14 protein-coding genes and 2 tRNA genes are annotated in these 11584 nt (G+C 41.9%); 7 read left to right on the forward strand and 9 right to left on the reverse strand.

Features of this window, described 5'->3' with window-relative positions; translation table 11 throughout:
* The first annotated feature begins 166 nt into the window (after positions 1–166).
* From B3J29_RS02665 to B3J29_RS02675, 3 genes are all read left to right on the forward strand, one after another.
* Positions 167–1996, forward strand: a complete 1830-nt coding sequence (locus tag B3J29_RS02665) for a phosphoenolpyruvate carboxykinase (GTP) (RefSeq protein WP_286964315.1) — start codon at positions 167–169, stop codon at positions 1994–1996.
* A gap of 356 nt (positions 1997–2352) precedes the next feature.
* Positions 2353–3705 carry an MFS transporter gene (locus B3J29_RS02670; protein ID WP_414632192.1) on the forward strand — a complete coding sequence of 451 codons (1353 nt, stop codon included), beginning with the start codon at positions 2353–2355 and terminating at the stop codon, positions 3703–3705.
* Positions 3706–3841: 136 nt separating this feature from the next.
* A complete protein-coding gene (locus B3J29_RS02675; protein WP_286964354.1) occupies positions 3842–4264 on the forward strand; it encodes a hypothetical protein in 423 nt (140 codons plus the stop codon).
* 55 nt (positions 4265–4319) lie between these two features.
* Here B3J29_RS02675 and B3J29_RS02680 read toward each other — a convergent pair whose 3' ends face one another.
* Positions 4320–4988 carry a class I SAM-dependent methyltransferase gene (locus tag B3J29_RS02680; protein WP_286964317.1) on the reverse strand — a complete coding sequence of 223 codons (669 nt, stop codon included), beginning with the start codon at positions 4986–4988 and terminating at the stop codon, positions 4320–4322.
* 168 nt (positions 4989–5156) lie between these two features.
* Positions 5157–6005 carry a bifunctional methylenetetrahydrofolate dehydrogenase/methenyltetrahydrofolate cyclohydrolase FolD gene (gene folD, locus B3J29_RS02685; RefSeq protein ID WP_286964318.1) on the reverse strand — a complete coding sequence of 283 codons (849 nt, stop codon included), beginning with the start codon at positions 6003–6005 and terminating at the stop codon, positions 5157–5159.
* Positions 6006–6158: 153 nt separating this feature from the next.
* On the opposite strand from folD, the gene B3J29_RS02690 reads away from it, so the two are divergent.
* Positions 6159–6232, forward strand: a tRNA-Cys gene (locus B3J29_RS02690).
* 11 nt (positions 6233–6243) lie between these two features.
* Positions 6244–6329, forward strand: a tRNA-Leu gene (locus tag B3J29_RS02695).
* A gap of 131 nt (positions 6330–6460) precedes the next feature.
* On the opposite strand, the gene B3J29_RS02700 is transcribed toward B3J29_RS02695, so the two are convergent.
* The 3 genes from B3J29_RS02700 to B3J29_RS02710 all read right to left on the reverse strand — a co-directional run bounded on the left by B3J29_RS02700 (position 6461) and on the right by B3J29_RS02710 (position 8936).
* Positions 6461–7366, reverse strand: coding sequence for a helix-turn-helix transcriptional regulator (locus B3J29_RS02700; RefSeq protein ID WP_286964319.1), 906 nt, complete (start codon positions 7364–7366; stop codon positions 6461–6463).
* Positions 7367–7505: 139 nt separating this feature from the next.
* Positions 7506–7706: a hypothetical protein gene (locus B3J29_RS02705; RefSeq protein ID WP_286964320.1), complete on the reverse strand. Its 201-nt coding sequence runs from the start codon at positions 7704–7706 to the stop codon at positions 7506–7508.
* A gap of 237 nt (positions 7707–7943) precedes the next feature.
* Positions 7944–8936, reverse strand: coding sequence for an NAD(P)H-quinone oxidoreductase (locus B3J29_RS02710; protein WP_286964321.1), 993 nt, complete (start codon positions 8934–8936; stop codon positions 7944–7946).
* A 129-nt stretch (positions 8937–9065) separates the two neighbouring features.
* Here B3J29_RS02710 and B3J29_RS02715 point away from each other — a divergent pair, with 129 nt between their 5' ends.
* Complete coding sequence (locus tag B3J29_RS02715; RefSeq protein ID WP_286964322.1) at positions 9066–9512, forward strand: N-acetyltransferase; 447 nt, start codon at positions 9066–9068, stop codon at positions 9510–9512.
* Between the two features lie 19 nt (positions 9513–9531).
* Positions 9532–9882 (forward strand): thioredoxin family protein, encoded by a 351-nt coding sequence (locus tag B3J29_RS02720; RefSeq protein WP_286964323.1) that lies wholly within the window; start codon positions 9532–9534, stop codon positions 9880–9882.
* A gap of 18 nt (positions 9883–9900) precedes the next feature.
* Here B3J29_RS02720 and B3J29_RS02725 read toward each other — a convergent pair whose 3' ends face one another.
* The 4 genes from B3J29_RS02725 to B3J29_RS02740 form a co-directional block, all read right to left on the reverse strand.
* Entirely contained in the window at positions 9901–10113 is a 213-nt protein-coding gene (locus B3J29_RS02725) for a DUF2798 domain-containing protein (protein WP_286964324.1), read from the reverse strand.
* A gap of 66 nt (positions 10114–10179) precedes the next feature.
* On the reverse strand, positions 10180–10491 hold the full coding sequence (locus B3J29_RS02730) for a DUF3861 domain-containing protein (RefSeq protein WP_286964326.1): 312 nt from the start codon (positions 10489–10491) through the stop codon (positions 10180–10182).
* A 9-nt stretch (positions 10492–10500) separates the two neighbouring features.
* Positions 10501–11016 (reverse strand): PadR family transcriptional regulator, encoded by a 516-nt coding sequence (locus B3J29_RS02735; protein WP_180131077.1) that lies wholly within the window; start codon positions 11014–11016, stop codon positions 10501–10503.
* Positions 11017–11271: 255 nt separating this feature from the next.
* Positions 11272–11538 carry a hypothetical protein gene (locus B3J29_RS02740; protein ID WP_286964327.1) on the reverse strand — a complete coding sequence of 89 codons (267 nt, stop codon included), beginning with the start codon at positions 11536–11538 and terminating at the stop codon, positions 11272–11274.
* Between the last annotated feature and the right edge of the window lie 46 nt (positions 11539–11584).

The following is an 11584-nucleotide window of genomic DNA, read 5'->3' on the forward strand; positions in this document are numbered from 1 at the left end:
AATAGCATAATATTCCAAATAAAATCCAGCACTTCTTTAGTCTTATTTTTTTGATGATTTTATGCTTTAATACAGCCACTTTTTTTCATATTTCATCTGGCCAGTATTTTATTGACCAGATTGTACTTTGTACAAAATTTTGTACACATTTGAGATAGGCCTCACCATGACCCAAGTGAACGCACCAGAATTCGTTCGTCACCCTAAGCTTATTGCATGGGTGGAAGAAATTGCTAAATTAACAAAACCAGCAAAAATTGAATGGTGTGACGGTAGCGCAGAAGAATATCAACGTTATATCGACTTGATGATCGCTAACGGCACAATGCAAGCGCTTAACCAAGAGAAACATCCTGGTTCTTATCTTGCAAATTCTGATCCTTCTGACGTTGCTCGTGTTGAAGACCGTACTTTTATCTGTTCTGCAAATAAAGAAGATGCTGGCGCCACCAACAACTGGGAAGATCCAGCAGTTATGCGCGAAAAATTGAATGGTCTGTTTGACGGTTCAATGAAAGGTCGCACCCTGTATGTGGTTCCATTCTCTATGGGTCCTTTGGGTTCACACATTGCGCACATCGGTATCGAATTAACTGACTCTCCTTATGTGGCAGTCAGCATGTCTAAAATGGCTCGTATGGGTAAAGCTGTTTATGACGTTCTAGGCAGAGATGGCGAATTTGTTCCTTGCGTACACACTGTGGGTGCACCACTTGAAGAAGGTCAAAAAGATGTTGCTTGGCCTTGCAACAAAGAAAAATACATCGTGCACTACCCAGAAACTCGTGAAATCTGGTCATTTGGTTCTGGTTACGGCGGTAACGCATTGTTAGGTAAAAAATGCCTGGCTTTACGTATTGCATCTTATATGGGTCGTCAACAAGGCTGGTTAGCTGAACACATGTTAATCCTTGGCGTGACTAGTCCTAAAGGCGAAAAACACTACATCGCAGCTGCATTCCCATCTGCTTGTGGTAAAACAAACTTCGCGATGCTGATTCCACCAGCAGGTTATGAAGGTTGGAAAATTGAAACTGTAGGTGACGATATTGCCTGGATCAAACCAGGTGAAGATGGTCGCTTATATGCAATTAACCCTGAAGCTGGTTTCTTCGGTGTAGCTCCTGGTACAAATACCAAGACGAATCCGAACTGTATGGCAACGCTTCATAAAGACGTGATCTATACAAACGTTGCTGTAACTGACAATGGTGAAGTTTGGTGGGAAGGTCTGACTAAAGAAGCACCTGCGAATCTGACTAACTGGAAAGGTCAACCACACACTGGCGAAGAAAAAGCGGCTCATCCGAACGCTCGTTTCACAGTTTCTGCTGGTCAATGCCCTTCTATCGATGCTGACTGGGAAAATCCAGCAGGTGTTCCAATTTCTGCGTTCATCTTCGGTGGTCGCCGTGCAGACACAGTGCCTCTAATTTCAGAAGCATTTGACTGGGTGGATGGTGTTTATAAAGCTGCAACCATGGGTTCTGAAACAACTGCTGCTGCTGTTGGTCAACAAGGTATCGTTCGTCGCGACCCATTTGCGATGCTTCCATTTGCTGGCTACAACATGGCTGACTACTTCACTCACTGGTTAGAAATGGGCGAGAAAGTTGGCGAAAAAGCTGCTGCTGCTGGTAACAAGCTTCCTGGTATCTACAACGTGAACTGGTTCCGTCGTGATGCTGAAGGCAACTTCGTATGGCCTGGTTTCGGTCAAAACATGCGTGTTCTTGAGTGGATCATCGATCGTTGTGAAGGTCGTGCTGATGCTGTTGAAACTCCAATCGGCCGTGTACCTACTTACGAACAGCTCAACTGGACTGGTTCTGATTTCACTAAAGAACAATTTGACCTTGTAACTTCTCAAGACAAAGATCAATGGATCAAAGAACTTGAAAGCCACACTGAATTGTTCAACAAATTGGGTGATCGTCTGCCAGAAGCGTTGAAAAAACGCCAAGCTGAACTTCTTGAAGCGGTCAAATCTGCTTAATTGCTGATTTAATTTTAAAAAGGTCGCGTAAGCGGCCTTTTTTTATTATTTTAAGGCAAGGTTAAAGCCAATCTTTTAATCTGTTTTACATCTAAATAAAAACCACATTCACTGTTCATTAATCTCCTTAAAGAACAGTATTTGACCAATTAATCCAATATAAAAATCAAGCAATTACTCTAAAAAAATGGTAAATTTATGTTTTATAAAAATATTTGAAAATTCCATTATTTATTAAGACTAAAGTCCTATAAAAAGAGAAAACTTGGAGGCGTATAAGTATATGAAATCTCCTCACTTTCTCTCTCACTAAAACATAACTTTTTAGATTTTATAGCAATGAAAATTTAAAAAAGATGTGTTTTACAGCATTCCTTTGGAGCAATGTTGTGAATCAGCCACTTCCTGAAGCTGCTACACCGCAGCTTGACCGTAAAACACGGGTTAAATCTATTCTCGGTGGTTCTGCAGGTAACCTGGTCGAATGGTACGACTGGTATGTTTATGCAGCCTTTACCTTATATTTCGCTTCACAGTTCTTCCCTGATGGTGACAATACCGTCAAGCTCCTTCAGGCTGCTGCTGTATTCGCACTTGGTTTCTTGATGCGTCCGATTGGCGCATGGATTATGGGGATTTACGCTGACCGCAAGGGTCGTAAAGCCGGTTTAACACTTTCTGTATCTTTGATGTGTGTCGGTTCCCTGATTATCGCCTGTGCACCTACCTATGATTCAGTGGGTATGCTGGCCCCTGCGCTGTTGTTATTTGCTCGTTTATTGCAAGGTCTGAGTGTGGGGGGTGAATACGGTTCAAGTGCCACCTACTTGACCGAAATGGCAGGTAAAAATCACCGTGGTTTCTACTCAAGCTTCCAATATGTGACTCTGATCTCAGGTCAGCTATTAGCACTCTGTGTACTGATTTTTCTACAACGTACTTTGACTGAAGCACAACTCACTGAATGGGGCTGGCGTATTCCCTTCCTGATTGGTGCATTCTTAGCGATTGTGGTGTTCTGGATCCGTCGCGGTCTGGTAGAAACACAATCTTCAAAACAGGCTGTTGAACAGGCGAAAAAAGGTGGTCCTAAATCCGGTGCCTTAGCTTTATTCACTAAATACCCTAAACAGGCATTTACCGTAATCATGCTGACTGCAGGTGGTACTTTAGCTTTCAATACTTTCACTACTTATCTGCAAAAGTACCTAGTCAATACTTCTGGTTTTGAAAAGACTACAGCGACTGAAATCACAACCCTCGCCATCTTTGTATTCATGTTGTTGCAACCAGTTGTGGGTGCACTCTCTGACAAAGTTGGCCGCAAGCCAATCATGATTGCCTTTGGTGTGCTTGGTGTACTATTTACCATTCCTATCTTTAATGGCTTAGGCTCAACTACCAACCCAACTACAGCATTCATGTTATGTATGAGTGGTATGGTGATTGTGACTGGTTATACAGCGATTAACGCAGTGGTAAAAGCTGAACTATTCCCTGCGCACATTCGTGCCTTAGGTGTAGCTTTGCCTTATGCAATTGCTAATACCCTGTTTGGTGGTACAGCAGAACTGGTGGCTTTAAGCTTTAAAAATGCCGGCCATGAAAACTACTTCTTCTATTACATTACTTTTATGATTGGCCTGTCGCTGCTCACTTATGTCTTTATGAAAGACACTAAAAAGCACAGCATGATTACTGATGACTAAGTAACTGTATTGCTTTAGGAGCTTTCCGGATGGAAACATTCGGAAAGCTTTTTTATTGGAATTTTATGTTTACTGCCATTCCGCTATTTCGTTGCTATGGCATACTTGTCTGATAAAAATACGGGAAATCATCATGATGAAAAAAACAGTTTTTTTACTCGGCTTAACTATCGGCACTTTAGGCCTGACAGCATGTCAGACGGCACCTCAACAATTTAACGGTCTGACCGGATATGAAATTCTGGAACGTTCAGAAAATTCTGCAACCTTAAGCTATACATTAGCAGGACGACCAAGTCAGGATGAAAACAGATTACAGGCTGCTTGCAGACAAGTCCTTGGAACCACTAAAAGCTACAATATCCAGATTATCAACAGTCGGGAAATAGTTAACCCAACTCCTGAACAGGTTCAGTATGGCCGTCAACTCGGGGATAGCCGCACCCAGATCAGCCTGAGTAATACACCTGATTTATATAACAGTGAAAATCCGGGTGCCCGAGAGGCATTAGAAGCTCGTCCTACCACTGTACGTGTGATTCGTTATACCTGCTCATAAAAACAGAGCATAAAAAAAGGGCATAATGCCCTTTTTCTTTTTCAATTCTTGGATGTTATTTAGTTCGATAGAAGCTGACATTGCGGAATTCTGGTGATTCATCCAGATCTGGCCAGGTGGTCGCACTGCGTTCATCCAGTTTAAGATATTGTGGATGACTAAAGTTTTTCACCCGGCTGTCTGCAACCCAGACCTCGGGTGCAAATTTCAGAAATTTATCCAGGAAGAAGCGGTTACACTGATCATAAAGCACATCTGCCGCTAGCAGTATATCCACCTGTTCTGTTTTATAGAGATCATCCAGATATTCCAGCTCAACATCATTTAGCTCAGCATTGGCACGACAGGCATCCAGACTGACCTGATCGATATCACAACAAATCACACGTTTGGCTCCTGCCATTTTCGCTGCAATCGCAACAACACCGGAACCAGCACCAAAATCCAGTACGACTTTGTCTTTGACATGATGCGGTTCAGCTAGCAACCACTGCGCCATTGCCAGTCCTGATGCCCAGCAGAAGATCCAGTACGGCGTATCATTCCAGATCCGGCGAATCACTTCATCGTCAAGTTTGTCTGTCGGAAAAACTGGTGGTATCAGCCAGAGTGAAATCGGTGTTTCCGGCAGTTGTTGTGCCGTCAGTTCACAATTGGGAATGACTTGATGTAAGGCTTGAAGTAAATGCTCAGGGGCTTTAGGAAATTGGAAAGTACAGCTCATTTAGATTTCTTTTAATTGATATTTATATCTATGAAGAATCTCCCCTAACCCCTCTTTACGAAAGAGGGAGACTTCCATCTAAAAATTAGTGGTTGGAGTTCCCTCCTGAGCTAAATTTAAAGCACTGCTTTTAAATCTAGCGCAAGTGGAGGGTTAGGGAGGATTTAATTAACCCAAAGCTTTCTCAGCAGCTTCTACAGTTTGACGAATCAGCGTAGTGATTGTCATAGGACCTACACCACCTGGAACTGGGGTATAAGCAGAAGCGATTTCTTCAATACCGACTAATTGAATATCGCCTACACCGCCGCCATCACGAGGGTGGAAGCCAGCATCAACAACAACGGCACCCGGTTTGATCCAGTCTTTCTGGATCAGTTCTGCTTTACCTACTGCACCTACAATGATGTCAGCCTGTTTTACAAATTCAGGCAGGTTTTGAGTACGTGAATGACAAATGGTCACAGTAGCATTCGCTTCAAGTAACATTGCTGCCATCGGTTTACCTAAAATCGCAGAACGACCAACCACTACCGCATGTTTACCTGCGATTTCAATATTGTTTTCTTTCAGGATGGTCATGATACCTGCAGGCGTTGCAGAACCGTAAGCTGCTTCACCCATCGCCATACGACCATAACCCAGGCAAGTCACACCATCTACATCTTTTTCAAGCGAAATTGCATCGAAACAAGCACGTTCATCAATTTGTGCAGGTACTGGATGTTGTAAAAGAATGCCGTGAACATCCGGATTTGCATTCAATTTTTCAATTTCAGCAAGCAATTCTTCAGTAGTTGTTTCTTTTGGAAGCTCAACTTTTAATGAGTCCATACCAACACGGCGGCAAGCATTACCTTTCATACGCACATAAGTTGCAGATGCGCCATCGTCACCCACCAAAATAGTCGCAAGAATTGGAGTACGACCTGATTTTGCTTTTAGCGCTTTTACGCGAGTTAACAAGTCAGCTTCAATTTGCTTCGCCAATGCACGACCGTCCAGAACTAATGCCACGGCACTTCTCCCAAGTGTTGATATGAATCAATTTTGCACATTCTACATGATAATTCTGAATATTTTCCGCCATATGCTGTTTTTATGCGCATACAAATGAATATCCTATTGTTTTTTTTTCAGAGCTTGATAATATACGCATCAACAAGACGCGGCGGGGTGGCAGAGTGGTCATGCAGCGGACTGCAACTCCGTGGACGCCGGTTCGATTCCGACCTCCGCCTCCAATCTTGTTAAAGCCCGAGTGGTGAAATCGGTAGACACAGGGGATTTAAAATCCCCCGCCCACAAAGCGTGCCAGTTCGAGTCTGGCCTCGGGCACCATTCTTCTACTACTGAAGATGGTGTAAATAAAGAACCCAGCGAAAGCTGGTTTTTTTATGCCTGAAATTTGCTAAATCTAATTCTTAATAGAGTCTTATTAGCATTCACCAACCTGCTCTGCTTTCAAAATATTATCCAGCAGAGCGTAAATAACCTTCCAGATCCTGTTCCAGTTTTTCCTGAAAATGAATCGGTTCAATGATCTTTACATGTGGTAGCCAGTAACGTACCAGTGGCAGCAACTGCATTTCATGACGAATCTGACAACTAATCAACAATTCTCCAGACTCTGATTCTTGTTCGATCTGCTGTTCCGGAAATAAACGGCGCTCTTTAAAAAATACCGTGACTTCAGGTTGCACCTTCATCAAAACCTGCTGTTTTTGCTGGCCAAACCAGATGCTGTCTTCATCTGCCAGCATTTTCAGAACTTCAGGATCATGCTCAAAGCTTTCATTTTCAAAAACCAGTTTGACTTCCTGCAATTGACTTAAACGATAGGTTTTGAGTTCAGCTTCAGTGACACCGGCCAGATACCAGATGCCATGATGATGAATCAACCGGTATGGCTGGATAATTCGTGCCTGATCGGAATATTGCAGCTCAATCTGCTGCCGTTTATAGATCGCCCCTGCAAGCAGCTTGAAATGCTCGGCAAACTGTTTGGCATCTTCAAAATAATAGCCTTTTGCCGAAAATACCTGATTTGCCCGCTCATCCAGCAATTCACGAATAAAAGACATATCCAGCGCCGGATACAAGTCACTGATTCCAGACAACTGTGCAAAATTCTGGATATCCTGTAACTTGAAACGTCCTAAATATGAAGGCTCAAGATAATAGCGTTTGGTATTTTCATCCTGTATGAGCGGTAAATACGCATTCAGACGAACAAAATCACGCTCAATGGTACGGGTGCTGACCTGAAATTCTCGTGCCAGCTCCTGTACACTCAACTGATGCCCTATATTAAGTTTGGTTAAAATATTTGCCAAACGGTCTGCGAGGCGCTCATGCGTTGACGCATTGCCCTTCATAAATACCCTCTTCGTGCCGCTTGTGCAGCACAATGAATCATCTGCTTAGAATTTTTAAATTATGGGAAAATTATACAGCCAAATAAAAACGAGATTAGAGTTACTCACTTCAACTTAAGGCTAATAGGCAAGGGGTTTTTTAAGATTTTTTACGACGTTTGTAGTGAGGTTTCGGTGCTGAGTGGCTCAGCCGTTCCATATAGCGTTCCAGATGCAACATGGCTTGATACAGCTTGTGTAAATCAGAACGAAGTAACTGATTACGGATAATTGCTTTATGCAAATGCTTCAAAGCACGAAAGCCATGTTCATGCGTATAAGGGGTCGACACTATCTTCATAATATACTTCCTTTTAATACGTGACATTTCACCTAATACCAAACAATTTAGTCAGATTATATTTAAGCGCTAATTTACTCCTCAGTTTTGACAGGTTGTGTCGAATAATCGACACTTTTTACCGTTTTTTAAAATTTATATCCCTATTTCAAGCAATTAATTTAAATTAGTTATCTTTTTTTATGCAAAATAAAAGCCAACAAAAGTTGGCTTTTAGTATTTCTATCACAAGAATAATTAGATGATTTCAACCACAATCTTACCGATATGTTCACCCGTATCCATCGTTGCATGCGCATCCTGAATCTGGTCAAACTTGAAAGTTTTATAGATCATCGGTAAACATTCGCCTTTTGCCCAGAGTGGTGCCACATGCTCTTTCAGACCTTGGGCAATTTCAGCTTTCTCAGCCGTATTGCGTGCCCGCATGGTAGAACCAGTAATGGTCAAACGTTTCATCATAATTTGACCCAATTTTACCTCCTTAGCCTTAGCACCGCCCAGGAATGCGATATACACCAGACGACCATCACGACGCAGCAGATTCAGGTTTTTCTCCAGGTACGGTGCACCTACCATATCCAAGATCACATCTACACCAGCATTATCCGTGGCTTCATTGATGACCTGCTCAAAGTCTTGGGTCTTGTAATTGATTCCTGTGGTCAGATGTGAAATCGCCTGGATTTTTTCATCACTGCCTGCTGTCGCGAAGGTTTTGATGCCTAATGATTTGCACAGCATTAAGGCTGTGGTTCCAATCCCGCTAGTTCCGCCATGAATCAGTACAGTCTCTCCTGCCTTAGCCTTACCCATCTGGAACACATTTGTCCATACAGTAAAGAAGGTTTCTGGAATCGCCGCAGCCTGTACAAAGCTCACGCCTTCAGGAATGTTTAAAGTCTGGCTCTCTGGCACAACGCAATATTCTGCATAACCACCACCATTGGTCAGGCCACAGACTTTGTCACCTACTTTAAACTGACTTACTTCACTTCCGACTGCAACCACTTCACCGGCAACTTCCAGACCTGGTACAGGTGTTACCCCTTTCGGCATTGGATACAAACCCTGACGCTGCAAGATATCCGGACGGTTAATCCCGAAAGCATGAACCTTAACCAGTACTTCACCTGCTTTTGTTACTGGAATGGCAACCATTTCATACGCCAGTTTCTCTACGCCACCCGGTTCAGTAATGATGACTTGTTGCATGGTTTGCTGCGACATAAATTCTTTCCCTAATCTTTACGTTTCATATTTTTCGAACTTATTTGAACATAGAAATGCTATGGATTGAAGCAGCATGGACTTATGTATAATCAGCTGCCTATTTAGTAAATTGATATAAGACCACTAATGACAATAATTACAAAAGCGAAAACAGAGGATATCGACGCTATTCTTGAGATCTGGTTCAAGGCTTCTGTAAGGGCGCATGATTTTATTCCTGCTAGTTATTGGGAAAATCAGCTGCTTCAAATGCGAGATTTATATTTACCCTTAGCAGAAAACTATGTCCTTAAAGAAAATCATACGGTGCTTGGCTTTGTTTCATTATTAAAATCAGAAAATATATTAGCTGCACTTTTCATTAATCCTGAGCAGCAAGGTGCTGGCTATGGCCGCCGTTTAGTTAATTTCTTAAAACAGCAATGTAATCAGCTGCATTTAAATGTCTATGCTGCAAATACATCAGCAGTTCATTTTTACCAAAAGCAGGGTTTTAAGGTGATCAATCAAGGAATCGATGAGAATACCGGTCAAGCTGAACTCACTATGAGCTGGTCCAAGCATTCATCTTAAAAATATGAGGGCTAATTCTATGTCAGCAGTTATCGCCTACAATGAAGATAATTACAGTAACTTCGAATGGTTTGAAGGCCTTGCTGTGATCCGGTTCTATGCTGACTGGTGCAAGCCTTGTGTACAGAATTTTCCGGTTTTTGAGGAACTGGCAGCACAATATGCTGGGCATAACCCAGAAATTAAGTTCGGTAAAATCAATGTCGATCAATCACCGATTCTGACCTTACGCTATAACGTCTATGGCTTGCCCTCTACCCTGATCTTTAAAAATGGACAGATTATTCATCGTATTGCCGGTGTGAGAAGCCTGACTGAAATGAAATCAATTTTATCTCATGTTCTAAATGAATCATCCGATTCCGAGTGATTCAAGCGGATCAATCTTTTATTTAGCAGATTGATCTGGCATCTGCACAAACTGCATCAGGAATTTACGTACCAGCGGCAAGACAAGCAGAATCAGTGGAAATGCCACCAGCCACAACAGTCCCCAAGCATGTATCCATAGCGAGATAAACGCATCGCTCCAGCCTTTATTCAGCAGCATGTTAAAGCAGGAAATTGCACCACTCATAATGCCAGAAAGGATTAAGGGCATTAACCAGTTCAGATGTTTTGGGTGAAATTTGGGGAGATTGTTTTTCGTAAATGACCTTTAGAATACTTAATTTTCTTCACTTTGGGCTTTCACTGTCTGTTTCAGGGATTTCATAAACTGGGCAAATTGCGGCAGGAATTCCTTGAAGAGTGGCAACTCTTTATTTTCCAGCATGACTTCACTAAACAGTTTTAAACCAACAGTAAATGCTTTGGTGCTTTCCTCATCCAGCAACTGACTGGCTTGAAGTTTTTCCAGTATTTTAAAGATGTCATCGTGATTACCCACCTGAAACTGTAGCGCTTCACTATAGGTTGATGGATTACCTTGAGCATCAGCCAGATGTTTAACAGTCACTTCATATTGATGTTGTTTCATGTCCTGCTCCTACAGTTGACGGATATTAATTGCAGCCTGTTCAATCTGGGCAGCAATATCACTGATCTGCTCTGGACGAAGTTCATTTTGCAGTTTGAATCGTAGTGAAGCTTTCAGGCTTTCCATTGAATTATGGATATCGATATAGCGCTCATCTTCTTGAATGCGGCGACGGGTTTCAAAACGGCTAAGAACTCTTTGTAGAGTTTCCTGATTATCTTTCAGATGCTCACGACCTTTATCAGTAATGTGATATTGCTTACGTTCATCCACACTCATGATCACTTGGGTATATTGCTGTTCTTCAAGATAGTTAATCGTCGGGCAGATTGTACCTGTACTCGGCTTATAGTTTCCGCCAACTAAGGCCGCCACCTCTTTGATAATGTCATAGCTATACTTAGGTGATTGAGCAATAAAATGCAGCACCAGCAATTTCATTTCACCTGCTTCAAAGAGGCGTTTTCGGGGCTTGGGAGAGTTTTCTCGTTCTTCTGTTAGAACAGAATCAGGAGTTTTAGACATGACAAAGATATATCTTAAATTTAATTAAGATATATCTTATCATAGATAATATTGAATTTATTTCAAGTGAAGCAATAAAAGTTAAATTTAAGAAGAAAAAATAGGCACGAAATACTTGTGAAAAACATCCTTCCTTATAAAGCCATTTTCTCAGTTGAGATTACAACAATTAACTAGGAACCTTTTGTATAGTTACTGTCTTATCTAAATGTATAAAAATAGATGATTTATAATCTTAGTCCCTCAACTTAAATTTTAACTTTTATATTCTCGCACCATCCGATCACTGACATCTTCCTGATAGCAAAGTGGCGCATAACCTCCAGCACGGTTATAAGCACTACGCTTGCCGCAACGACTACCATTACGCGCTGTATTGTATGGACAAGGACAATTTCCCGGATAGCTTTCAATCGACTGTTGAATAATTTTCTGTTTAATTGCTTCCGCACTTTGGCTGCTCTGCTTGGCTTCTACTCCAAAAGCTACACACAAACCAGCTAGTAAAAATAATTTTTTCATACATCCCCCACCTGCGGAGCATTGTATAAAGCTTCAACTAAATTGA

Source organism: Acinetobacter sp. UBA5984 (genome assembly GCF_002429925.1).
GTDB lineage: Bacteria > Pseudomonadota > Gammaproteobacteria > Pseudomonadales > Moraxellaceae > Acinetobacter > Acinetobacter variabilis.

Bases quoted from the DNA above. Each gene is read 5' to 3' on its own strand.
- B3J29_RS02715 (WP_286964322.1), top strand. From the start codon at position 9,066: ATGACAATAATTACAAAAGCGAAAACAGAGGATATCGACGCTATTCTT.
- B3J29_RS02710 (WP_286964321.1), bottom strand. From the start codon at position 8,936: ATGTCGCAGCAAACCATGCAACAAGTCATCATTACTGAACCGGGTGGC.
- B3J29_RS02700 (WP_286964319.1), bottom strand. From the start codon at position 7,366: ATGAAGGGCAATGCGTCAACGCATGAGCGCCTCGCAGACCGTTTGGCA.
- B3J29_RS02720 (WP_286964323.1), top strand. From the start codon at position 9,532: ATGTCAGCAGTTATCGCCTACAATGAAGATAATTACAGTAACTTCGAA.
- B3J29_RS02665 (WP_286964315.1), top strand. From the start codon at position 167: ATGACCCAAGTGAACGCACCAGAATTCGTTCGTCACCCTAAGCTTATT.
- B3J29_RS02670 (WP_414632192.1), top strand. From the start codon at position 2,353: ATGTGTTTTACAGCATTCCTTTGGAGCAATGTTGTGAATCAGCCACTT.
- B3J29_RS02725 (WP_286964324.1), bottom strand. From the start codon at position 10,113: ATGCCCTTAATCCTTTCTGGCATTATGAGTGGTGCAATTTCCTGCTTT.
- B3J29_RS02680 (WP_286964317.1), bottom strand. From the start codon at position 4,988: ATGAGCTGTACTTTCCAATTTCCTAAAGCCCCTGAGCATTTACTTCAA.
- B3J29_RS02675 (WP_286964354.1), top strand. From the start codon at position 3,842: ATGAAAAAAACAGTTTTTTTACTCGGCTTAACTATCGGCACTTTAGGC.
- B3J29_RS02740 (WP_286964327.1), bottom strand. From the start codon at position 11,538: ATGAAAAAATTATTTTTACTAGCTGGTTTGTGTGTAGCTTTTGGAGTA.
- B3J29_RS02730 (WP_286964326.1), bottom strand. From the start codon at position 10,491: ATGAAACAACATCAATATGAAGTGACTGTTAAACATCTGGCTGATGCT.
- B3J29_RS02735 (WP_180131077.1), bottom strand. From the start codon at position 11,016: ATGTCTAAAACTCCTGATTCTGTTCTAACAGAAGAACGAGAAAACTCT.
- B3J29_RS02705 (WP_286964320.1), bottom strand. From the start codon at position 7,706: ATGAAGATAGTGTCGACCCCTTATACGCATGAACATGGCTTTCGTGCT.